Raw genomic sequence first — 22,871 nt, forward strand, 5'->3', positions numbered from 1 at the left:
CAGCCCGTCCAGCCCGTCCCGGTCGATGAGCGCGAGCGCGGCGCGGCGGATGGCCTCACGGCTCAGGATCGGTGTCTTGGGTCGGGCCACGGGGGCCCGGGCCCTCCCGCCGCGGCGGAGCGGTCCTACAGCCAGCCGGGGACCACGAAGACACCCCAGGTCAGCAGGGGCGCCACCAGGATCATGGACATGCCCCACTGCATGAGCCGCCGGAAGACGCGGTCGCGCTGGTCCGGGGCGGAGTTGGCCACCACGAGCGCCCCGCTGGTGGAGAAGGGCGAGGAGTCGACCACCGAGGAGGAGATCGCCAGGGCGACGATCATCCCGACCGCCCCCACCTCGCCCGCCAGGAGGAACGGCACGGCGAGCGGGATCAGGGCGCCGAGGATGCCGGTGGTGGAGGCGAACGCGGAGACGGCTCCGCCGATCACGCAGATCAGCAGGGCCGCCACCAGCGGGACTCCGATGGCGGCGACGCTGCCGCCCAGGAAGTCGATCGTCCCCATGCGCTCCATGAGGCTCACGTAGGTGACGATCCCGCAGATCAGCAGCACGGTGGACCAGGCGACCCGGTCGACGGCGCCCTTGGCGCTGCGGGGCGAGAAGACGCTCAGAACCACCGCCACGCTGATCGCGGTCAGGCCGACGTCGAGGCCGAAGGCGAGCACGCCCACGCCCAGGGCGACGATGCCGAGCAGGGTCAGCCCCCGGTCCCGGTCCAGGGCGATCGGCTCCTCCTGCGCCACGGCGGTGCCCCCGCCGCCGGCGTCGGTCCTGGTCGCGGTGGCGGTCCGGGCCGCCGTGCCGCCGGAGGCCGGGGCGGCCCCGCCGCCACCGTCCCCGGTTCCGCCCCCGTCCCCGGTCCGGGCGGGGGCGGGGGCCGTCCCGGCGGCGGGGGCGTCGCCCTCGCGGCGGCCCAGCAGTTCACGGCCGCCGAACATGAAGAAGACGGCCACGCTGAGCAGCAGGTTGAAGACGAACGACGCCGCGAAGAGCAGCGGCGGCGACCCCTCCAGGCCGTTGCGCGCCACGACGCCGTTGGTGATGGTGCCGAAGATGCTGATGGGCGAGAACCCGCCCGCGCTGCCGCCGTTGATGATCAGCAGGCCCATGAGCACCGGGTCGATCCGGTGGCGCCGGGCGAAGCCCAGGCCGATCGGCGCGACGATCGCGATGGCGGCGGGGACCACCGCGCCCGCCGCGGTGAGGGCCGCGGTGACGCCGAACATCACCCACGGGATGAGGGCGACGCGTCCGCCGACGGCGCGGACGGCCACCTGGACCAGCCAGTCGACGGTGCCGTTGTTCCGGGCCATGGCGAACAGGAAGGTGACGCCCACCAGGACGACGAACAGGTCCCCGGGGAAGCCCCCGAACACGTCGTCCGTGGTCTCCCCGGCGACGGTGAGGGCGACGACGAAGGCGGCGAACAGGGCGAGGGCGCCCATGTGGACGGAGGTGACGGTGGCGAGGAGGAAGACCAGGACGAGAACGAGGATGGAGATGACTTCTGCTGGCACGTGCGCGGCCCCCTTGTGAAGGCTCGACGGCGGAGAGTCGGTCGAACATGGCCCGGTGGGCCGGATGCGGCGGCCGCGGGGGTCGGGGGGACCGGCGCGTGGCTGACACCGACATCGCTGTGATATTTCACTATATGAAATATCGATTCTGCTTAGCAGAAGTATGTCTTCCGGTTTTGACTGCGTCAACTGTTGCTTGAGATGTGAGTCACAGTAAAGTGGCGCCACGGGGGGCTCGCAAGGGGGTTGTGGTGGTCGGCGTGAACTTTTAGGATCCATTTAGTGGAATCAAGTTTCCACAATGCGGATGTTCTCCGAGAGGATCGCCATGGATGACACCACCGGACGCCACTTCCTCCAGATCCCCGGCCCCAGCAACGTCCCCGACGAGGTCCTGCGCGCCATGTCCGCGCCGACCATCGACCACCGGGGCCCCGACTTCAGCGCGCTGTTCGGCGAACTCCTGCGCGACCTGCGACCGGTCTTCGGCACCGCCGAACCCGTCATCGTCTACCCCTCCTCGGGCACCGGGGCCTGGGAGGCGGCCCTGGTCAACACGCTCTCCCCGGGGGACCGCGTGGTCGTCTTCGAGACCGGCCACTTCTCCACCCTGTGGGGCGGGATGGCCGCCAAGATCGGCCTCGACGTCCAGGTGATCCCCGGCGACTGGCGGCGCGGGGCCGACCCCGACCGGCTCGCCGAGGTCCTCGCCGCCGACACCGGGCACGGGATCAGGGCCGTGTGCGCCGTGCACAACGAGACCTCCACCGGCGTGGTCAGCCGCATCAGGGAGGTCCGCGAGGCCATCGACGCCGCCGGCCACCCCGCCCTGCTGCTGGTCGACACCATCTCCTCGCTCGGCTCGGTCGACTACCGCCACGACGAGTGGGGCGTGGACGTCACCGTCTCCTGCTCGCAGAAGGGCCTCATGCTGCCCCCCGGGCTCGCCTTCAACGCCGTGGGCCCCAAGGCGCTGGAGGCCTCCCGCACCGCGCGCCTGGCCCGGTCCTACTGGGACTGGGCGCCGATGCTGGAGGCCAACGGGCGGGGCTTCACCCCCTACACCCCGGCCACCAACCTCCTCTACGGCCTGCGCGAGGCGCTGCGCCTGCTGAACGCGGAGGGGCTCCCCGCCGTCTTCGCGCGGCACGACCGCTACGGCCGGGCCGTCCGCGCCGCCGTCCGCGCCTGGGGCCTGGAGGTGCTGTGCGCGGACGAGCGCGAGTACTCGGGCGTGCTCACCGGGGTCCTCGTGCCCGAACACCACGACGCCGACCACGTCCGCAGGGTGATCCTCGACCGCTACGACATGTCGCTGGGCGCCGGGCTGGGCCGCCTGGCCGGACGGGTCTTCCGCATCGGCCACCTGGGCCACACCAACGACCTCACCATCGCCGGGGCCCTGGCCGGGGTGCAGATGGGGCTGGGCCACGCCGGGGTGAAGGTCGCCGGCGACGGCCTGGCGGCGGCACTGGAACTGCTGGACGAGCACTGACCCGTCCCCGCAACGGACACAGGAGCGATGGAGGCCACATGACCAGCACCACCGACACGACCGCCGCCGACGGGCTCGCGGGGGAGGCCGCGGACCTGCTCCGCAGGGAGGGGGTGACCGACGCGCGGTTCGACGACTACTCGCGCCACCTGTTCTCCCGCGACGCCAGCATGTACACCATCACCCCGCTGGGGGTCGTCTTCCCGCGCGACGCCGACGAGGTGGCCGCCGTGGCCTCGGTGGCCGGCCGCCTGGGCGTCACCCTCACCCCCCGCGGCGCGGGCACGAGCCTGGCCGGCCAGACCGTGGGCGCCGGCCTGGCGGTCGACATGTCCCGGCACATGCGCGCCGTCCTCGACCTCGACCCCGAGGCGCGCCGGGCCCGCGTCCAGCCCGGCGTCGTCCAGGACGAGCTGAACGCGGCGGCCGCCCCGCACCGCCTGATGTTCGGCCCCGACACCTCCACCAGCAACCGCGCCACCGTCGGCGGGATGATCGGCAACAACTCCGCGGGCAGCGGCTCCCTGCGCTACGGCATGACCATCGACCACGTGCGCACCCTGGACGTGGTCCTGGCCGACGCCTCCCGCACCACCCTGGGGCCGCTCACGGCGGAGCGCCGCGCCGCCCTGGCCGCCCGCCCCGGCCTGGAGGGCGACATCCACCGCGGGCTGGCCCGCGTCCTGGCGGAGAACGCCGACGCCATCGCCACCGGCTTCCCCGACTTCTGGCGGCGCGCCTGCGGGTACCGCCTGGACCGGCTCGCCCGGGACCCCGACTTCGACCTCGCCCGGTTCGTCGTCGGCTCCGAGGGCACCCTGGCGCTGGTCACCGAGGCGCTGGTGGACCTCGTCCCCAGACCGGCGCGGACCGTCATCGCCGTCGGCCACTTCACGAGCGTGCCCGACGCGATCGCCGCCACCGGGGACGCCCTGGAGCTGGACCCCGCCGCGGTGGAGCTGATGGACCGCACCATCCTGGACCTGTCCCGGCAGCGCATCGAGTACGCCCCGCTGGGGAGCATCCTGCGGGGCGACCCCGACGCCCTGCTGTTCGTCTCCTTCACCGGCGACGACGAGGCCGAACTGGTCGACCGGCTGCGCCGGCTCGCCAAGGCGTGGAAGGCGAACGGCCACGGCTACCACACCCTGGAGGCGGTCACCCCGGCCCAGCAGTCCGCCCTGCTCAAGGTGCGCAAGTCCAGCCTGGGCCTGCTCATGGCGGCGGGCAGCGGGACCCGGCGCCCGCTGGCCTTCGTGGAGGACACCGCCGTCGACCCCGTGCACCTGGTCGAGTACACCACCCGGTTCAAGGAGATCCTGGACCGGCACGGGATGGAGGCGGGGTTCTACGGCCACTGCTCCGTGGGCTGCCTGCACATCCGGCCCTTCGTGGACCTGGCCGTCCCCGGCGAGGCCGAGCGGATGCGCGCCGTCGCCGAGGAGGTCCGCGACCTGGTCACCGAGTACGGCGGCGTGAACTCCAGCGAACACGGCGACGGCCTGGCCCGCAGCGAGTTCAACCGGAAGATCTTCGGGCCCGACCTGTACGCGGCGATGCAGGACGTCAAGCGGATCTTCGACCCGGACGACCTGCTCAACCCCGGCAAGATCGTCAACGCGCCCCCGATGACCGACCACCTGCGCGACGCCGCCCTGCCGCCGGCGCCGCCCCTGCGGACCCGGCTGTCCTTCGAGGTCGTGGGCGGCATGCGCGGGGCCGCCGACCGGTGCATGAACATCGGCCTGTGCCGCAAGACCTCCACCGGGGCCATGTGCCCCTCCTACATCGCCACCCGCGACGAGGAGCACGCCACCCGGGGGCGGGCCAACGCCCTGGTCAAGGCCCTGTCCGAACCCGACCCGGCCGCCGCGCTGGGCGGCGAGCGCCTGCACGAGGTCCTGGACCTGTGCCTGATGTGCAAGGCGTGCAAGAGCGAGTGCCCGCTCGGCGTGGACATGGCCAAGCTCAAGAGCGAGACCCAGTCCCACTACCACGACGTGCACGGCGTCCCGCTGCGCACGCGCATCTTCGGCTCGGTCCGCACCCTGTACCGGCTGGGGTCGGCCACCGCCCCGCTCAGCGGCCTGCCGAACCGGTGGCCGGTGCTGCGCCGCCTCATGGAGCGGGCCACCGGCATCACCGCCCGGCGGCCCCTGCCGGCCTTCGAGCGCCGGAACCTGGTGCGCTGGTTCCGGCGCCGGAGCGCCCCGGCGGGCCCGGCGCCCATGGGGGAGCTGACGTTCCTGGCGGACTCCTTCGCCACCTATACCGAACCGGGGATCGGGCGGGCCGCCGTCGAGCTCCTGGAGCACGCCGGGTGGCGGGTCCGCCTGGAGAGCCGGGGCTGCTGCGGGCGCTCCAGCCTCTCCAAGGGCCTGGTCGACGACGCCAAGGCCAAGGTCGGCGGCCTCGTCGGGCTCCTCAGCGAGGGCGCGGCGGCGGGCACGCCCATCGTGGGCTGCGAGCCCTCGTGCGTGCTCACCCTCAAGGACGAGGCCGCGTCGATGCTGCCGGGCGACCCCCGGGTGGCCGACGTCGCCGGGCGGGTGCGCCAGGTGGAGGAACTGCTCACCGAGGCCCTGGACGCGGGCCGGATCGCCCTGTCCGCCGACTCCTGGCCCGCCGGTCGGCGTATCCTCTTCCACGGGCACTGCCACCAGAAGGCGGAGGTGGGCACGGGCGCCACGGTGGAGCTGCTGCGCCGCATCCCCGGCGCCGAGGTGGTCGAACTCGACGCCGGGTGCTGCGGGATGGCCGGGTCGTTCGGGTTCGAGGCCGAGCACTACGAGATGTCGATGAAGGTCGGGTCCGACCGGCTCTTCCCCGCGATCGAGGCGGAGGGGGAGGACACCGTGGTCGCGGCCACCGGCGTCTCCTGCCGGCAGCAGATCGGGCACGGGACCGAACGGCGGGCCTGGCACCCCGTCGAACTGGTCGCGGCGGCGCTGGCGCCCCGGGACCCGGACGGCGGCGGCACCGGGCGGCGGTGACACCGGACGGCGGGGCCCCGACCGGGGCCCCGCGCGATCGAGACGAGGGAGGGACCATGGACCGGTCCACCGCGACCGGCACCGGCACCGGCGCCGGAACCGGCGACCAGCGCATCGTCAAGCCGCCGAGCATGGTGGACCTGGCCGCCCGCTCCATCCGGCGGATGATCCTGGCCGGGGAACTGCTGCCCGGCGACCGGGTCGTGGAGAACCGGCTCACGCAGCAGCTGGGCATCAGCCGGCCGCCCCTGCGCGAGGCCCTGCGCCGCCTGGAGCACGAGGGGCTGATCCGCCAGTCCCCGCACCGCGGCGCGGTGGTCACCCCCCTGACCCTGCACGACGTCTACGAGATCATGACCCTGCGCCAGCGGCTGGAGCACATGGCCGTCGAACTGGGGGTGCCCGTCACCGACCCCGGACGGCTGGAGCGCTGCCGCGCGGCGCTGCGCCGCATGGAGGCCGCGGCCGACGCCCTGGACGAGGCCGAGCTCTCGGAGTCCAAGTTCGAGTTCCACACCGCCGTCGTCGGCCTGTCGGGCCACCGGCGCCTGGAGGAGGCCTACCGGTCGATCCAGTTGCAGATGCAGCTGTGCATGGTGCTCAACCGGCACGCGCGGGCGCACCGCAACGAGACCGCCGCCAGCAACGTGCTGCGCCACCACCGCCTGCTGCGGGTCATCGAGGAGGGCGACCCGCAGGCCGTGCTCGCCGAACTGGCCCGGCACGGCGACCGGACCTTCCTCGACGACCTGCCCGGCGACCTGGAGACCGGCAGCGAACAGGCCCTGGCCTGGCTGAGGAGGGAACAGGCCGGGGGCGGCGGGACCGCTCGCTGAGGGGCGCCCCCGGAGGCGGCAGGCGTTCGGCAGGAGGACGGCAGGCCGCCGCGGAAGAGTGCGCGGTGGAGGTGATCCACCGATGATCTTCATCGAACTGTTCGTGCCCCGCGGCACCCTGGACGGGGACCGGCGCCGCCGGCTGGCCGAGGCCCTGGGCGACGTCACCCGGCTGGCCCGGGGAGAGGACATGCAGGACGGGCTCAGGCAGGCCGTCGGCTCCCTGCTCCAGGTGGTGGTGCACGAGCCCGAGGTCTGGGTGGTCGACCAGGGCGTCGCAGCGGACGGGGCGCCCCGGTACGTCGTCCGGGCCCACGTCCCCGGGCCGTGGCGCAAGGCGGTGGCCGGGGCCGTGGTCGAGTACGTGACCGAGGCCGTGGCCGAGGTCGAGGACGACCCGCGCCGCCCCTACCGGGAGCCGGTGGTACAGGTCCAGGTGGTGGGCGTGGCCGAGGGCTCCCTGGGCGTCCTGGGCAGGGCCGTGGACTCGGCGGCCATCGTCGACCTGATGAACGAGCCCCGCCGGGAGGACTACGAGCAGGGCCGGGCCCTGCTCGACCCCGTGTGCGGGGTCTACGTGGTGCTCGACGAGAGCGCGGTCACCCTGGAGCGGGACGGCGTCCTGCACGGGTTCTGCTGCGCCGGGTGCCGTGACGCGTTCATCGAGAAGGAGGAGAAGGCGGCGGCCCGGGCGTGAGCGCGGCCCGCTCGCGGCGCAGCAGGGCGAGCGCCGCCTCCGGGGCCAGCGCGGCCCCGGCCTCGATCCGCGGGAGGTGACCGGCCAGGGCGCGGGTGACCCTGACGACGTCGGGGTGCCCGTCGCCCGGCCCGCCGCGGACCACCCGGGCGGCCCCCAGCACCCGGGCCGCCCGCTCCGGGGCGCCGGCCAGGAGCAGCAGATCGGCCACACCCACGCCCACGTGGGCGAGCATCGGCGGATCCGCCATGGACACGACCAGGTCGAACGCCTCGGCCAGCCGGGGCGCCGCGGCGTCGGCCGCACCGCGCGCCACCTCCAGGAACCCGGCGGCGGTCGCGTACAGGATGCGGTCCGGCGCCCGGGAGTCCCGCGCCAGGTGGGAACAGGAGTCCAGCAGCTCCCCGGCGGCCGCGAGGTCTCCGTCGTGGCGCTCCAGGTCCGCCAGGCACACGCGGGCGCGCGCCGCCCGCCGGGCGGACCCGCCCCCGGCGGCCGCCTCCCGGAGCTCGGCGCGGGCGGTCTCGGGGTCCCCGGCGTCCACGGCCATCATCGCCCGCCACACCTGTTCCCCGACCCCGAGCCCGCGGGCCCGCGCCAGGTGCCCGCGCGCCTCCTCCAGAGCACCGGCGGCCGAGCAGGCCGCGGCCAGGGACAGCGAGGCCGTGGCCGTCCACCAGGGGTCGCCCGCCTCGGCGAACCCGGCCAGCGCCCGTTCGAGGTCCGCGCGCACTCCGGCGGCGTTCCCGGCGGCCCCCTGGAGAAAGGACGACACCTGCCGCACCAGGCCCCGCTCCCACGGGTCGGGCGCGTCCAGGTGCGGGGCCAGCGCCGCTCCGGCGTCGGCGACCGCGCCGTCGGCCAGGGCGAGCAGGGCGGTCGCGACCGCCCCCTCGGGGGAGCCGGCCCCCGGAGCGGAGGCCGCCCCGGCGGCCGACTCCCCGGCGAACAGCACGTTCAGCAGGTACAGGGCGCAGGTGCGCGGCCCGGTGGGCCGCAGCAGCCGGGCGGCCGCGGCGTGCTCGTCCCGGACGAGCCAGAACAGGCCGAGCACCGACCCCAGCCGCTCGGCCGTGCCGGTGTCACCGCTTTCGTACGCCCAGGCCAGCGCGGCCACCAGGTCGTCCAGGTCGGCGGCCAGCGCCGCAGCGCCCTCCCGCTGCCCCGGACCGCGCAGCCCCGCCCCGAGGCCCTCGGCCACCGCCAGCAGGGCGGCGGCGTGCGCGGCCCGCGCGCCCTCCAGCCGCCCGGCGGCGGCCAGCCGCTCCCGGCCGAACTCCCGCACGGTGTCCAGCATGCGGTACCGGCCCCCGGCGGAGTCCAGCAGGGAGCGGTCCACCAGGGCGTACAGCGTCGGCGCGGGCACGCCCAGCCCGGCGGCCGCGCCCGCGGTGAAGGGGGCGGCGAACACCGACAGGAGCTCGGCGGCCTCCCGCTCGGCCGGGGCGAGCAGGTCCCAGCTCCAGGCGATGACCCCGCGCAGGGTCCGCTGGTGCGGCGGCGCGGTGCGGTCGCCCCCGGTCAGCACGGCCAGCCGGTCGGTCATCTGGGCGGCCAGGTCCGCCAGGGGCATCGACCCCAGCCGGGCGGCGGCCAGCTCGATGGCCAGCGGCAGCCCGTCCAGCGCCCGCCACACGGCGGCGGCCTCCTCCGTGGGGGAGAAGTCCGGGTCGGCGGCCCGCGCCCGGTCGGTGAACAGCCGGCCGGCCGCCTCGGGCGCCAGCGGCGGCACCGGGAGGCGGGCCTCCCCGGCCACCCCGAGCGGCTCGCGGCCGGTGGCCAGGATGCGCAGCCCCGGGCAGCGGGCGGCCAGGTCGGCGGCCAGCCGGGCGGCCGCGTCGACCACGTGCTCGCACCCGTCCAGCACCAGCAGTGTTTCGGCCATGCCCAGCGCGTCGGCCAGGGTCTCGACGGGGGAGCGGGACGGGCGCAGCCCCAGGGCGCGGGCGGCGGCGTGGGGGACGTCCTGCCCGGCGGCCACCGGGGTCAGGGACACGGTCCGCACCCGCACCCCCGAGGCGGTCCGGGCGGCCTCGGCCGCGAGCCGCGACTTGCCGACCCCGCCGGGCCCGGTGAGGGTGACGAGCCGGTGCCCGGCCAGCCGTTCCCGCAGCCGGGCCAGGTCCGCCTCCCGCCCGACGAACGAGGTCAGCGGTGCGGGCGGCTCCCCCGGGACGCTCCGTGCGGGTTCGCCGCGCAGCGCCCTCAGGTGCGCCCGCCGGACGCGGGGGCCGGGGTCCACGCCCAGCTCCTCCGCCAGCCGGGCCCGGTGCGCCTCGTAGGCGGCCAGGGCCTCGGGGGTCCGCCCGTCGTCGGCGAGCACCTCGATGAGCAGCGCCAGGGGCCCCTCCCGCAGGGGTCGGGCCGCGGCCAGCTCCTCCAGCTCGGCGGCGAGCGCGGCCGGGTCCGCGCCGGGCAGCGCCAGCGCCGCCCCGGCCCGGTCCTCGCGGGCGTCCAGCCGCAGCCCCGTCCACCGCTGCACGACGGCGGCCGCGTAGGGCGGATCGCCCGCGTCGGCCAGGGGCTCCCCGCGCCACAGGCCCAGGGCGCGGTCCAGCGTCCCGGCCGCGGCGGCGGGCCGCCCCCGGCGCAGCTCCTCCCGGCCCTCGCGGACCAGGCGCTCGAAGAGCAGGGCGTCCACGGCGTCGTCCGGCACGTCCAGCAGGTACCCGGCGGGGACCGAGCGCAGGACCGAGGGGTCGGGCAGGGCCCGGCGCAGCCGGGACACCGACGAGTGCAGGGCCGCCTCGGGGTGCTCGGGCGCCGCGGTCCACAGGGCGCCGATGAGGGCGCCGTGGGTCAGCGGCCGCCCCGCCTCCAGGGCGAGCCGGGCCAGCAGGGCCCGTGCCCGTGCCCCGCCCACGGCCAGCCCGTCCGCGCGGACCGGTCCCAGCACCCCCACACGCATGCCCGTATTCTCCCGCACGGGAGGAGGGCCCGTGCCGTGGGGGCCGGGGGCGGGCCCGGGGTGTTCAGCGGGTGCATTCGTGCGGCGCCCGGTGGGGCCGGACCGGGGCCGGCCGTCCGAGCACGGGCGGCGCGGCGAGAGGAAGCCTCGCGGCCGCGCCCCGGAATGATCCGCCGAACACGCCCTAGAGTGGTCGCCCATGAGCACCCCCTCTCTCCGCGCAGTGGAGATCACCCCCGACAACGTCCGCGCCGCGACCGGGATCCGCGTCCGCGCGGACCAGGACGCCTTCGTCGCCCCCGTCGTCCTCTCCCTCGCCGAGGCCTACGCCTCCCGCACGACCGCCTGGCCCCGGCTGATCCTGGACGGGGACCGGCCCGTCGCCTTCGTCATGGCCAATTTCGACCCCGACGAGGAGGACCCCGACCACCGCTGCGGCATCTGGCGGCTCAACGTCGCCGAGGACGAGCAGGGCAGGGGCCACGGCCGCTTCGCCGTGCAGGCCGTCCTGGACGAGGCCCGCCGCCGCGGGCAGAAGCGGGTCACCGTCTCCTGGGTCCCGGGGGAGGGCTCGCCCGAGGAGTTCTACCTCCGGCTGGGCTTCCGTAAGACGGGCCGGGTGGTGGAGGGCGAGACCGTGGGCGAACTCCTCCTGGAGTGAGCCTCACCCCGACACCCCGGGGCCGGGGAGCCACCAGGGGGACGCCGGGGCGGCGGTGGCCGTATCCGGCCACCGCCACCCGGTCAGTGCAGGCTCTGCCCCAGACCGCCGTCCACCGGCAGCTCCACACCGGTGGTGAAGGTCGCCTCGAAGCCGAGGAACAGCACGGCCCGCGCCACCTCGGCGATCGTGCCGTGACGCTTCATCGGGGTGGCCTCGTCACCGATCCGCCCCATCTCCGCCTTCTCGGCCTCGGTGGCGTTGGTGAACCCTCCCGAGGGGGTGTGGATGAAGCCCGGCGCGACCGTGTTCACCCGGATCCCGCGCGGCAGCAGCTCCGAGGCGAGCACCCGGGAGAACGCCCTCACCGCGGCCTTGGTCCCGCTGTACACGCCCATGCCCGCGGTGCCCGTCAGGTTGGTCACCGAGGTCGTGAACACGATCGACCCGCCGTCGGCCAGCAGCGGCAGCAGCCGCTGCACGGTGAAGAACGGGCCCTTGGCGTTGATCGAGAACATCCAGTCGTAGGACTCCTCAGTGGTCTCGGCCACCGGGCCGAGCCCGGAGACACCGACGTTGACGTGCAGGAAGTCGATGCCCCCCAGGTGTTCGCGCACGCTCTCGGCCAGGGCGTCGGTGTCGGCGAGGTCGGCGGCGTTCGCCCGCACCGCGTGCACGGCCGGGCCGAACCTGCCGCGCACCTCCTCCAGGTTCTTCTCGTTGTTGCCGGTGAGCAGCACCCGGGCCCCGCCGGCCAGCAGCTCCTCGACCACGCCCAGACCCATGCCGTGCGTACCGCCGATGACCACGGCCCGGCGGCCCTCGTAGACGCCCATGTCGTCCCCGTTCGCTCGTGGGGCGGCCGGTCGCCGCCCTCGATGGGACCACGGTGCCCGCGGCCGCCACGGGTGCCCTACGGGAACGCTACGGTTGACGCATGCGCGTGGGGGTGTTGGGTCCGCTGGAGGTCCGGGCGGGGGACGGGAGCCCCGTCGCGGTCCCCGACACCCGGGTCCGCGCCCTGCTGGTGCTCCTGGCGCTGGCCCGGGGACGGGTGGTGTCCGCCGACCGGCTGGTCGCCGACCTGTGGGGCGAGCGCCCGCCGGCCCGGCCCGCGGCGGTGCTCCAGGCCCGCGTCTCCCAGCTGCGCGGGGCCCTGGAGCGCGGCGAACCCGGCGGACGGGCCCTGGTGCGCCACCGGCCGCCCGGCTACCTGCTGGAGGGCGCCGACCTGGACCTGGACCGGTTCGAGGACCTGCTGGACCGGGCCCGCGGGGCCGCCCCGCGCGAGCGCGCCGACCTGCTCTCCCGTGCCCTGGACCTGTGGCGGGGACCGGCCGCCGCCGGGTTCGCCGAACTGGACGGGGTCCGGGAGGACGCCGCCCGCCTGGAGGAACGGCGGCTGACGGCGCTGGAGGACCTCGCCGAGGCCCGCCTGGAGCTGGGCGAGCACGCCGGGCTGGCCGACGACCTGGCGGGCCCGGCCCGCGAGCACCCCTACCGGGAGCGGCTGCACGCCGCCCTCCTGCGCGCCCTGTACGCCGCCGGGCGCCAGGGCGAGGCGCTCACCCGCTTCGAGGAGCTGCGCACCCGCCTGGCCGACGACCTGGGGGCGGACCCCGGGCCGGAGCTGACCGCCCTGCACCGGGCGGTCCTGCTCCAGGACCCGGGGCTGAACCGGGCGCCCGCGCCGCCCGCCGGGAACCTGCCCGCCCCCGCGGCCGAGCTGGTCGGGCGCGACACCGAGGTCGCGGCCGTGCGCGGCCTGCTGGAACGCCACCGCCTGGTCACCGTCACCGGGCCCGGCGGGGTGGGCAAGACCAGCCTGGCCCTGGCGGCGGCCCGCGGCGCCGCCGCCGACCCGGCCCTGCCGCTGGACCTGGCCGCCCTGGACCGGGACCCGTGCACCGCGCTGGCCACCGCCCTGGGCGTGCGCGACGGGGAGGGCGACCTCACCGGCCGGATCGCCGCGCGGCTGCGCGGCCGCCGCGCCCTGCTGGTCGTGGACAACTGCGAGCACGTCGTGGACGAGGTCGCCGACCTGGCCTCCGTCCTGCTGGCGGCCCTGCCCGACCTGCGGATCCTGGCGACCTCCCAGGTGCCCCTGGCCGTGGCGGGCGAGTACCTGTACCCGCTGGCGCCCCTGGGCACCCCGGCCGACGACACCCCGGCCGCGCTGGCCGCCTCCCCGGCGGCCCGCCTGTTCCTGGCCCGCGCCGACGCCGCGGGCGCCCGGCCCGGCACCGACGCGGACACCGTCGCCGCCGTGGCCGCGATCTGCCGCCGCCTGGACGGCATCCCCCTGGCGCTGGAGCTGGCCGCCACCCGGCTGCGCCACCTGGGGGCCGTCGAGCTGGCCGCCCGCCTCGACGACCGGTTCGCCCTGCTGGGCGGGGGCCGCCGGGACGCGCCCGCCCGCCAGCGCACCCTGCGCGCCGCCATCGACTGGAGCTGGGACCAGCTCACCGACCCCGAGCGCGCCCTGCTGTCCCGGCTCGCGGTGTTCGCCGACGGCTGCGACCCGGCCGCCGCCGAGGCGGTCGGCGAGGGCTCGCTGGACCTGGTCGGCGCCCTGGTGGACCGGTCACTGGTCGTGGCGTCCACCCGCCCGGAGGGGACCCGCTACCGGCTGCTGGAGTCGGTGGCGGTGTACTCCCTGGAGCACCTGGCCGCGGAGGGCGGGGAGCACCGGGCCCGGGCCCGGCACGCCGCGTACTACGCCGGCCTGGCCGAGGGGGCCGACGCCCGCCTGCGCGGGCCGGGCCAGGCGGAGGCGCTCGCCCTGCTGGACCGGGAGGAGGCCAACCTGCGCGCCGCCTCGGACTTCGCCGTCCGGGACGGCGACACCGCCACCGCCCTGCGCCTGGCGGTCGCCCTCACCTGGTACCGCTACCTGCGCGGCCGCACCGCCCTGGCCCGTACCGCCCTCGACACCGCCCTGGCCCTGCCGTCCCCCGCCGGGACCGCCGGGGAGGGGGAGGCACGCGCGCGGGCGACGGTGCTGCGGGCGGCGCTGGCCCGGCCCGCCTCCGACGACGAGTGGTGGCACGACGACACGGACGCCCACCTGGACCGGGTCGCCGACCCCGCGGTCCGGGCCCGGCTGGCCTGGTTCGCCGCGTTCACCCGGTCGGGGCTGGGGGACCCGGCCGCGGCCGCGGCCCGGGTCCGGGCGGCGCACACGGCGGCCCTGGCCGCCGGGGACCGCTGGAGCGCCGCGCTGGCGCGGGTCCTGCTGGCGCTGGCGGCGTTCGGGCGGGGGGATCTGGCCGCGGCCCTGGCCGACGGCCGCGCCGCCGAGGCCGACCTGCGCGACCTGGGGGACCCCTGGGGCCTGCTCCAGGCCTTCGACGCCCTGGCCCAGACCGCCGAGGCGCTGGGCGACCTGGACGAGACCGCCCGGCTGCACGCCGAGGGCCTGCGGATCGCCGAGGACCTGCGGCTGTGGCGGGACGTGTCCCGGCACGCCTCCGGGCTGGGGCGCACGGCCCTGCTCACCGGGGACCTCGACCGGGCCGACACCCTGCACGAACGCGCCCTGCGGCTGGCCGAGGAACAGCACGACACGGTCGCGGCCCAGTACGCGGACGCGGGCATCGCCCTCACCGCGCGCCGCCGGGGCGACCTGGACCGCGCCGAGGCGTCCCTGACCCGGTGGCTGGAATGGAACCGGCGCACCGACGGGCACATCGGCGCGGCGTTCCTGCACACCCAGCTCGGCTATATCGCGGAGCAGCGCGGCGAACCCGCCCGCGCCCTGGAGCTGCACGCCCGCGGCCTCGAGCACGCCCGGCTCAGCGGGGACCCCAGGGCCCTGGCGCTCGCCATGGAGGGCGAGGCCGGGGCGCGCTCCCTGGTCGGGGAGCACGCCGCGGCCGCGGACCTGCTCGACCGGGCCGCAGCCCTGCGCGCGAGCGCAGGGGCGCCGCTGGCCGGGATCGAGCGGTGGGACGTGGAACGCGCCCGCGCGCGCCTGGCGGCGCACGCGGGCGCGGGCGAAGGGGACGGTGAACGGGGAACCGTCCCCGCGGTCAGCGGGTGATGTCGTCCGGGCCGTGCGCGGGCCCGTGGTCGAACTCCCGCCAGGGCTCGTCCGGCACCGGCGGGTACGAGGGCCGCAGGTCCGCCGGGACCGGGCGGTCGGCGGCCGCTTCCACACCCCGGGCCGCGAGCAGTCCCGCCACCGCGTCGCGCAGCTCCGGCAGCATCGCGTACAGCACGTCGCCGGGGCAGGCGGTCGCGTTGAAGTCGCGGTGCCCCAGGATCGCGCTCCGCGGGTTCAGCCCGTAGGCCGCGCACAGCCACGCCAGCGTCTCCACCAGGGAGTTCCGCAGCGGAGCGGTCGGCGCGACCGAGGTGTAGGTGCCCTCGTTCTCGATGCCGACGCACGTGCTGTTGTTGCCGGCGACGTGCGCGCCCACCACGTGTTGCCCCGCGGCGATCGCGGGCAGGGTGCGGTCGCGGCCCTCCATCACGTGCCCGCCGCGGCTGATGGTGAGCTGCTGTCCCGTGTCCGCCCAGCCGTTCGTGTCCATGTGGTGGTTCTGGATCGCCCGGGACAGGGAGTAGGCGTGGGCCAGAGAGTGGTCGGTGCTGTTGGCGGTCGCGGTGTGGTGCACCACGATGTACAGCGGCGGGGAGGCCAGCACCTGGACCGGGCTCGACGGCGGCCGCGCGCCCCAGGCCGCGCGGCCGTGCACCGAGGGCGCGGCGGCGGCCGGGGAGGCGGGGCCCAGCAGGGCGGCACCGCCGAGGACCGCGGCGCCGGTGGTCAGCGCGGCGCCGCGCAGGACGGCGCGCCGACCGGGTCCGTGGGGGTATGACATGGGGGGTTCCCTCGCTATCTCACGGTTCGTGTCCGTTCCACTGCGGAAGTGGAACACGCACCACTGCAACACGGCCGTGAAAGGCGGTCAAAGGGTGACCCGGTACCTTTTCTGACCGGTTCCGGTCAGCGATCCCGGCCCGTGCGGAGGTGGCACGACGGCGCTTCCGGGTGTATCGCGAAGGGCTTTACCATCGGCGTTCCCTGCGCTTCCCGGACCGTTCCGGGCGCCATTCCCCGCCGGCCCCCCGGTGCCCCGGGAAAGGGAAGGGCGCGGTCCTTTCCTGGGAAAGGACCGCGCCCGACGCACCGGCGGGGCTCAGCCCACGGGCTCGGGGGCGCGGGCGCCGCCGAAGATCTTGGGCAGCCGGCCGCTGCGGTGCAGCCACCAGTCGGCGATCAGCGTGAACAGGGGCGGGACGGAGGCGGCCAGCGCCAGCAGGGTGGGCCACACGCCCCAGCGCAGGTGGACGGCCGAGACAAGGCAGACCACCACGTAGAGGATGAAGGCGATCCCGTGCAGCATGCCGAAGAGCGCCACGCCCTGTTCGTTTCCGCTCCCGAGGTATTTGACGTACATGCCCGCCAATAGGCCGACCCAGGTCAGGGCCTCGACAATGGCGATCACGCGGAAGACGATCGCGTTCACCAGGGCTGCGATGTTCACGGATTCCCTTTGGTCACGATGGTGTGGACACGGGTGATCCCGTCCATGTTCGTACCGGGATCGGTCCCAGGCTAGGGCACGGTTCCGGACACCCGGTTCCGGGGTCGCGGGTCCCCTCCGGTGCCTCCCGGGGGGCGCCGGAGGACGACGGTCACCCCCCGCCGTGCCCCGCGGCGGGGACCGTCGTTCCAGGGGGAGCGGCTCCGGGGCTCCTCGAACGGTTAGGCTAGGCTGGCCTTATCCGGGCCGGTCGGCCGCAAGGGGGCGGCCTGTCCTCCCCATGGCCCGCCCCGGCCCCTCCCCATCACGACACCCAGGAAGCGACGGCGGTGACACCCCCGACGACCCGCCCGCGCGGCGGCGCGCAGACCGCCGCCGAGCCCCCCGGTCCCCGCCGCACGCGCACGGGCCCCGCCCCCTCGGCCCGGCGGGGCCCCGTCCGGGGCCGTGGCGCCCGCCGGGCGCCGCCCGACCCTCGCCCCGACCGCGCCGATCGCCCCGGCCTTCGCCGGTCCGCGCACCGGCCGGGTGCCCACCGCCCGGCCCGAAGACCCCTCCGTCCCGTAACGGAGCCCCGACCGCTGAGGAGCATGGAATGACCACCCCGACCCACGAGCGCCGCCTCGAGAAGTACCCGCTGCGGCCGCGCGTGCTGGAGGTCGCCGAGGTCGAGCGCATCACCCCGCGCATGATCCGCGTCCACCTGTCCGGCCCCGACCTGGAGGGGATGCGCAGCGACAACTTCGCCGACCACGTCAAGCTGTGGTTCCCCAACGAGGACGGGGAGCACGTCCTGCCGGTGGTCGAGGACGACCGCTGCCTCAACTTCCGCGCCCCGGGCGTGGTCTTCCGCGACTACACCGTGCGGGCCCTGGACGGCGGGCGCCTGACCGTCGACTTCGTCTCCCACGACCACGGCCCCGCCGGCCGCTGGGCGCAGGCCGCCCGGCCCGGCGACAGACTGGGCGTGCTGGGCCCGCGCGGCACGGCGTGGATCACCGGCGAGTTCGACTACCACGTGCTGCTGGTGGACGAGACGGCGCTGCCCGCCGCCGCCCGCTACGTGGAGGAGCTGCCCGCCGACGCCCGGGTGTTCGCGTTCTTCGAGGTGGTGGACGCCGCCGAGGAGCAGAAGCTCGACGCCCCCGAGGGGGCGCGGATCACCTGGCTGCACCGGGGCGACGCCGAGGCCGGTACCACCGACCTGCTGTTGGAGGCGTTCCGGGCGCTGGAGCTGCCCGAGGGCGACGGGATGGTGTACGCGGCCGGGGAGGCGACCACCCTCAAGCCGATCCGCCGCCTGCTCAAGGAGCGCGGGTTCGTCCGCGACGTCACCTGCGAGGTGGACGGGTACTGGCGCCGGGGGACCTCCAACCTCGACCACCACGAGGCCGACGACGACGAGTAGCCGGCCCCCCGCACGACCGCGCCGTGCCCCGGACGGATCGCCGTCCGGGGCACGGCGCGGCCGCGTGCCCTCCCGCCGGGCGGGTCAGCAGTTGGGCAGGTTGTACGAGGGGTAGTGGCCCGCGTAGGTGTAGAACTTGCCCCCGCGGGTGCGGTACCAGTGGTTCCCGTGCTTGTTGATCAGGGAGCACTCCAGGAGCACGTACTCGCCGGGTGCGACGGTGTCGACGGCGTGCGCGCTCGCGTACGGCTCGGTGCGCACCGGGGCCGTGGTGATCGGGTAGCCGTACACGTAGGCCCACGCGGGCGCGGGCATCAGGGTCGCGGCGAGAGCGCCGGCCGCCGCCACCGCGCCGACCTTCTTGAGCATGCTCTTCATGGGGGGTCCTCTCCTCGGTCCGTCGCGAAAACGGAAATGAAGCGGTGAAATCCCGGGAGGCCGACCTCCGGGGCACGGTCATGCAAGCAGAGGGCCGGAGAAAAAACAAGGCCGATTTCCCTTTCCCGGGGAAAGCCGATGCGGGGGGCTTTTCCCCTGCTCGTCGCCCCCGGGCCCGGGGGCGTGCCGGGGGAGGTGTGAGGCCCCTGCCGCGGCGCCGCCCGCGGAGGCGGCCGGTGGCTCCGGTGGTCCGGCCGTGCCGTTCGCGCCTTTCTGACCTGTGAATACGTGGAGACGGAGGGCTGGAGGGCTCAAGGTCCCGCTCCGCCCGGGGCGGGATGCCCACGCCGCGGCGGTGTCCGTCCTCAAATAAAGCTCAAATGGTCGCCTTCGCTATCGAGGGGGAATCCAGGGGTCCCTAATATAGGGTCGGCCCCTTTCTGTGCCCGAAAAAAGGGGCCTCCTCCTTTTCTCTCCAACGGGGTTCTCCCGGGGGTCCCCGGTGATTTCCGGCGAAGCTCAAATTTTGCTCAACCGGACTCCCGCCCCCGCCGCCCGGCGCGGCCCCGGGCCTACAGTTGCTCTCGCTCCGGCCGGAGTGTGAACCACGACACGCCCCCGAGACTCAGGAGAAACCATGAAGGCCTCTCTCGCGCGCATCGGCGACCGCCTCCTGGAGGGGCTGGCGCCCAAGGCCACGGCCAAGGCCGACCAGTTCGAGTGCAGCTACACCACCTACCGCTGCCGCCTGCCGTACTGCGGCGGCAGCGGCTACTACCTCTCGCGCGACTACAAGTACCAGTGCAGCGACGGCAGCTACCGCTGGGACCCGGTCGGCTGCTGCCGCTGACCCCCTCGGTGGCGGCCCGGCAGCGGGCCGCCACCGGCTCCGCACACTCCCCTCCCGAGGCACACCTTGCTCCCGCTCACCGCACTCTTCCTGCAACTGGCCGTCGCCGGGATCTTCCTCGCCTCCGGGCTCGCCAAGGTCCGCGGCCGCGACAACGAGACCACCTGGGCGGTCCTCGCCGAGCGCCTGCGCCTGCCCCGGCTGCCCGTCCGCACGGCCTCGGCCGCCCACAGCGCCGTCGAGCTGGCGATCGGGCTGGTCCTGCTGACCGGGACCTGGGCCCGTGTGCCCGCACTCGCCGCGGCCACCGCGCTGTTCGCGGCGTTCACGCTGCTGGCCCTGTACTCCGCCCGCGCCGGGACCGCCGTGCCCTGCTCCTGCTTCGGCAGGGCGCGCACCGACCTGGGCTGGCCGCACGTGTGGCGCAACCTCGCCCTGACCTGCGCGGCGGCGACCGGCCTGGGCTGCGCGTGGGCCTCCGCCGGGGCGCCCCCCGCCTCGTGGGGGGAGATCGGGCTGGCCGCCGCCGCGGCCGCCGCGGTCACGGCCGCGACCGTCTCTTTCGACGACCTGGTCGACCTCTTCGCCGCCGGCACCGGGGAACGGCCCGGCGTCCGGACCCCCCGTTCGTGAACCTGGAGACAACCGTGGCAATCCTCATCGCGGCGGTCGTGCTGCTGACCGCCCTGACCCTGTTCAACCTGATGCTCACCCTGGCCGTCGTGCGGCGCCTGCGGCAGTCGGAGGGGTCCCCCCGGACCGGCGGGGCCACCCCGCCCGCCGACCTCGCGGACATCCCCGCCGGGATGGAGATCCCCGACTTCAGCGGTGTGAGCACCACGGGGGAGGCCGTCACCTCGGCGGGGCTGCGCGGCCGGATGGCCCTGTACGCCTTCTTCGACACCGGCTGCGGATCGTGCAAGGAGCAGCTGCGCCCGCTGGTGGACTTCGCCCGAGAGGTGGGACTGCCCCGCGAGCAGGTGATCGCGTTCGTGGGCGACTCCCGGGGAGAGGCCGACGCCTACACCTCGGTCCTCGAAGGGCACACGACCGTCGTCATGCAGACCATCCACCACGAGGCGGGGCAGGCGTTCTCGCTCACCGGCATCCCCGCCTTCGTCTTCGCCGACGCCTCCGGCCGGGTCGCCCGCTCCGCGGTGGCGGTCGAGGACCTGCGGGCCGCGCTCGTGGGGGTGTGATGGGCGGCTCCGGGGCCGACCGCGCCCGCCCGCGGGGCCCGGGGCCGCGCGCCGTGTTCGCCCGGACCCGGCGCTCCCTGGAGATCGCCTGGCGGGCGGCCCCGGCCACGCTGGCGGCCTACGGGCTGCTGAACGTCGTGGCCGGGCTGCTGCCCGCGGCCGTCACCCTCCTCACGAAGTGGCTGCTGGACACGCTCCAGTTCGGGGCCCAGGCCCCCGGCGTGCCCGGGGCGCTGGCGGGCGAGCCGGTCCGGGTGGTCGTGCTCCTGGGCGTGTGCACCCTCTCCACCGCCCTGTCCGGCCACCTGGTCACCTACCTGGGAGGGCGCATCCGCCGCGAGGTGGGCCTGCTCGTGCAGCAGCGCCTCTACGCCAAGGTGGACGGGCTCGGCGGACTGCGCCGCTTCGAGGACCCGGCGTTCCTGGACCGGCTGCGCCTGGCGCAGACGTCGGCGAGCTCGGCTCCCGAGGAGATCATCGAATCCCTCTTCGGGATCGTCACCACCGCGCTGACGGTCGCGGGCCTCCTCGGCATCCTGGTGACCATCAGCCCGGTGGTCACCGCGGTCACGGTGCTGGCGGCGCTCCCGGCCCTCTTCGTCCAGCTCTCGCTCAACCGCAGCCGGGCCGGGATGATGTGGCGGATGAGCCCCCGCCTGCGCCGCCAGGTGTTCTACCGCGCCCTCATGGTGAACCCGGCGGCGATCAAGGAGGCGCGCCTGTTCGGGGCCGGCGGCTTCCTCCTGGACCGGATGGGCCGGGAGACCGCGGAGGTCAACCGGGCGGAGGAGAGGGTGGACCGCAGGACGGTGGCCGCCCACGCGCCGCTGGCCCTGCTCGGGGCCCTCGTGCCGGCGGGGGGACTGGTGTGGATGGTGGGCGCGGCCGTGCGGGGGGATTTCACCATCGGGGACGTGTCCGCCTTCGTGGCCGCGGTCGCCGGGGTGCAGAGCGCCCTGACGGGAACGGTCGAGACCCTCTCCCGCGCCTACCAGGCGCTCCTGCTCATGGGCCACTACGACGACGTCATGGACACCCCTCCGGACCTGCCCGTGCCCCGCTCCCCGCGCCCCGTCGGGCCGCTGCGCACCGCCGTCCGCCTGGAGGACGTGTGGTTCCGCTACACCGACGACGGGCCGTGGGTGCTCAGGGGGGTCTCCCTCACCATCCCCGCCGGGCGGTCCCTGGCGCTGGTCGGGCTCAACGGCGCGGGCAAGAGCAGCCTCGTCAAGCTCCTGTGCCGCATGTACGACCCGACGCGCGGGCGCGTGCTCTGGGACGGCGAGGACATCCGGGAGACGGACCCGCGGGAACTCCGGGCGCGGATGAGCGCCGTGTTCCAGGACTTCATGGCCTACGACCTGTCCGTCCGGGAGAACATCGCGATCGGCGCCCTGGAGCACGCCGACGACACCGGTCGGATCCGCGAGGCGGCACGCGACGCCGGGGCGGACGGGTTCGCGGCCGACCTGCCGAGCGGCTACGACACGATGCTCTCCCGCGAGTTCTACCAGGGGGAGGCGGACGAGGAGTCGGGCGTCACCCTCTCCGGCGGGCAGTGGCAGCGGCTGGCCGTGGCGCGGGCGCTCATGCGCCGGGGCAGGGACCTGCTGATCGTGGACGAGCCGACCTCCGGCCTGGACCCCCAGGCCGAACGGGAGGTCCACGACCGGCTGCGGGAGCTGCGGAGCGGGACGACGACCGTGCTGGTGTCGCACCGCCTGGGCGCGATCCGGGGCGTGGACCGGATCGTGGTGCTCCAGGACGGGCGGATCACGGAGGAGGGGCGGCACGCGGAGCTGATGGCCCTGGGCGGGGAGTACGCCCGGCTGTTCGCCCTCCAGGCCGAGGGGTACACCGGGCCCGGCGAGGACGCCGGGAACGGGGGCACCGGTGATGGTGACCGTGGCCACGGGGGCACCGGGCGGGACCTGCCCGGGACCGCGCCCGGTCCCGCCGCGGAGGCGATCGCATGACGGCGGCGGGCTGGCTCGCCGCGGCCGCGCTGCTCCCGGTGCTGGCGGCGGTGTACCTGCGCGGGGCCTACGTGGTCGTCACCGTGGACGGCCAGAGCATGGCGCCCGCCCTCGCCGCGGGCGACCGGGTCCTGGTGCGGCGCGGCCGTCGCGGCCTGGAACGCGGGACGGTGGTCGTCGTCGGGCGGCCCTCGCGGGAGAGCGGGTGGCGCGACGCGGCACCGCTGGGCCGCCGGGTCGCCGCACAGGGCTGGTACATCAAACGCGTCGCCGCCAGGGCGGGGGAGGACTACCCCGCGGCCGTCGGCATCGACGGCCCGGTCCCCGCCGGACACCTCGCCCTGCTCGGCGACAACACCGGCAGCATCGACTCCCGGCACCACGGGCCCTGCCCCGAGCACCAGGTCCTCGGAGTGGTGGTCCGCAGGCTGGGACCGCCCCCGCAGACCACCCCCTGA

Annotated in this window: 18 protein-coding genes and 1 pseudogene; 12 read left to right on the forward strand and 7 right to left on the reverse strand. The window is 75.7% G+C overall.

Features of this window, described 5'->3' with window-relative positions; translation table 11 throughout:
* Both ABZ249_RS18405 and ABZ249_RS18410 read right to left on the reverse strand, forming a co-directional pair.
* A pseudogene (locus ABZ249_RS18405) lies at nt 1-90 on the reverse strand (TetR/AcrR family transcriptional regulator); the annotation flags it as partial.
* Between the two features lie 35 nt (nt 91-125).
* Nucleotides 126-1,520: an SLC13 family permease gene (locus ABZ249_RS18410; protein WP_355264122.1), complete on the reverse strand. Its 1,395-nt coding sequence runs from the start codon at nt 1,518-1,520 to the stop codon at nt 126-128.
* 328 nt (nt 1,521-1,848) lie between these two features.
* Between ABZ249_RS18410 and ABZ249_RS18415 the strand changes: the two genes are divergently transcribed.
* The 4 genes from ABZ249_RS18415 to ABZ249_RS18430 all read left to right on the forward strand — a co-directional run bounded on the left by ABZ249_RS18415 (nt 1,849) and on the right by ABZ249_RS18430 (nt 7,541).
* Nucleotides 1,849-3,015 carry an aminotransferase class V-fold PLP-dependent enzyme gene (locus ABZ249_RS18415; protein WP_355264125.1) on the forward strand — a complete coding sequence of 389 codons (1,167 nt, stop codon included), beginning with the start codon at nt 1,849-1,851 and terminating at the stop codon, nt 3,013-3,015.
* A 38-nt stretch (nt 3,016-3,053) separates the two neighbouring features.
* Entirely contained in the window at nt 3,054-6,008 is a 2,955-nt protein-coding gene (locus tag ABZ249_RS18420; protein WP_355264128.1) for an FAD-linked oxidase C-terminal domain-containing protein, read from the forward strand.
* Between the two features lie 56 nt (nt 6,009-6,064).
* Entirely contained in the window at nt 6,065-6,844 is a 780-nt protein-coding gene (locus tag ABZ249_RS18425) for a GntR family transcriptional regulator (protein WP_355264131.1), read from the forward strand.
* Between the two features lie 82 nt (nt 6,845-6,926).
* Nucleotides 6,927-7,541 carry a YHS domain protein gene (locus ABZ249_RS18430; protein ID WP_355264134.1) on the forward strand — a complete coding sequence of 205 codons (615 nt, stop codon included), beginning with the start codon at nt 6,927-6,929 and terminating at the stop codon, nt 7,539-7,541.
* On the opposite strand, the gene ABZ249_RS18435 is transcribed toward ABZ249_RS18430, so the two are convergent.
* Nucleotides 7,504-10,449: a BTAD domain-containing putative transcriptional regulator gene (locus ABZ249_RS18435; RefSeq protein WP_355264137.1), complete on the reverse strand. Its 2,946-nt coding sequence runs from the start codon at nt 10,447-10,449 to the stop codon at nt 7,504-7,506. The genes ABZ249_RS18430 and ABZ249_RS18435 overlap by 38 nt on opposite strands.
* Nucleotides 10,450-10,648: 199 nt before the next feature.
* Here ABZ249_RS18435 and ABZ249_RS18440 point away from each other — a divergent pair, with 199 nt between their 5' ends.
* Nucleotides 10,649-11,110, forward strand: a complete 462-nt coding sequence (locus ABZ249_RS18440) for a GNAT family N-acetyltransferase (protein ID WP_355264140.1) — start codon at nt 10,649-10,651, stop codon at nt 11,108-11,110.
* An 83-nt stretch (nt 11,111-11,193) separates the two neighbouring features.
* On the opposite strand, the gene ABZ249_RS18445 is transcribed toward ABZ249_RS18440, so the two are convergent.
* Nucleotides 11,194-11,946, reverse strand: a complete 753-nt coding sequence (locus ABZ249_RS18445; RefSeq protein WP_220561429.1) for an SDR family oxidoreductase — start codon at nt 11,944-11,946, stop codon at nt 11,194-11,196.
* Between the two features lie 101 nt (nt 11,947-12,047).
* Here ABZ249_RS18445 and ABZ249_RS18450 point away from each other — a divergent pair, with 101 nt between their 5' ends.
* Nucleotides 12,048-15,152 (forward strand): BTAD domain-containing putative transcriptional regulator, encoded by a 3,105-nt coding sequence (locus ABZ249_RS18450; RefSeq protein ID WP_355264143.1) that lies wholly within the window; start codon nt 12,048-12,050, stop codon nt 15,150-15,152.
* Here the strand turns inward: ABZ249_RS18450 and ABZ249_RS18455 are convergent.
* Nucleotides 15,142-15,936, reverse strand: a complete 795-nt coding sequence (locus ABZ249_RS18455; protein ID WP_355264146.1) for a peptidoglycan recognition family protein — start codon at nt 15,934-15,936, stop codon at nt 15,142-15,144. The two genes, ABZ249_RS18450 and ABZ249_RS18455, sit on opposite strands and share 11 nt — an antisense overlap.
* Before the next feature lie 318 nt (nt 15,937-16,254).
* Nucleotides 16,255-16,602: a DUF3817 domain-containing protein gene (locus ABZ249_RS18460; protein WP_355264149.1), complete on the reverse strand. Its 348-nt coding sequence runs from the start codon at nt 16,600-16,602 to the stop codon at nt 16,255-16,257.
* A gap of 595 nt (nt 16,603-17,197) precedes the next feature.
* Between ABZ249_RS18460 and ABZ249_RS18465 the strand changes: the two genes are divergently transcribed.
* The gene (locus tag ABZ249_RS18465) at nt 17,198-18,010 is read left to right on the forward strand and encodes a siderophore-interacting protein (RefSeq protein WP_355264152.1); all 813 of its coding nucleotides are present in this window, start codon (nt 17,198-17,200) and stop codon (nt 18,008-18,010) included.
* 84 nt (nt 18,011-18,094) lie between these two features.
* Here ABZ249_RS18465 and ABZ249_RS18470 read toward each other — a convergent pair whose 3' ends face one another.
* A complete protein-coding gene (locus ABZ249_RS18470; protein WP_355264155.1) occupies nt 18,095-18,388 on the reverse strand; it encodes a hypothetical protein in 294 nt (97 codons plus the stop codon).
* A gap of 637 nt (nt 18,389-19,025) precedes the next feature.
* On the opposite strand from ABZ249_RS18470, the gene ABZ249_RS18475 reads away from it, so the two are divergent.
* The 5 genes from ABZ249_RS18475 (at nt 19,026) to ABZ249_RS18495 (ending at nt 22,871) form a co-directional block, all read left to right on the forward strand.
* A complete protein-coding gene (locus ABZ249_RS18475; RefSeq protein WP_220561423.1) occupies nt 19,026-19,238 on the forward strand; it encodes a hypothetical protein in 213 nt (70 codons plus the stop codon).
* 66 nt (nt 19,239-19,304) lie between these two features.
* On the forward strand, nt 19,305-19,871 hold the full coding sequence (locus tag ABZ249_RS18480) for a MauE/DoxX family redox-associated membrane protein (RefSeq protein WP_355264160.1): 567 nt from the start codon (nt 19,305-19,307) through the stop codon (nt 19,869-19,871).
* A 14-nt stretch (nt 19,872-19,885) separates the two neighbouring features.
* Complete coding sequence (locus ABZ249_RS18485) at nt 19,886-20,437, forward strand: hypothetical protein (RefSeq protein ID WP_355264163.1); 552 nt, start codon at nt 19,886-19,888, stop codon at nt 20,435-20,437.
* Nucleotides 20,437-22,413, forward strand: coding sequence for an ABC transporter ATP-binding protein (locus ABZ249_RS18490; protein ID WP_355264166.1), 1,977 nt, complete (start codon nt 20,437-20,439; stop codon nt 22,411-22,413). The genes ABZ249_RS18485 and ABZ249_RS18490 overlap by 1 nt, the downstream gene beginning before the upstream one ends.
* Nucleotides 22,410-22,871 (forward strand): S26 family signal peptidase, encoded by a 462-nt coding sequence (locus ABZ249_RS18495; protein WP_355264169.1) that lies wholly within the window; start codon nt 22,410-22,412, stop codon nt 22,869-22,871. Before ABZ249_RS18490 ends, ABZ249_RS18495 begins: the two co-directional genes overlap by 4 nt.

Origin of the sequence: Nocardiopsis sp. NPDC006139, assembly GCF_040614155.1 — a bacterium.
Classification (GTDB): domain Bacteria; phylum Actinomycetota; class Actinomycetes; order Streptosporangiales; family Streptosporangiaceae; genus Nocardiopsis; species Nocardiopsis changdeensis.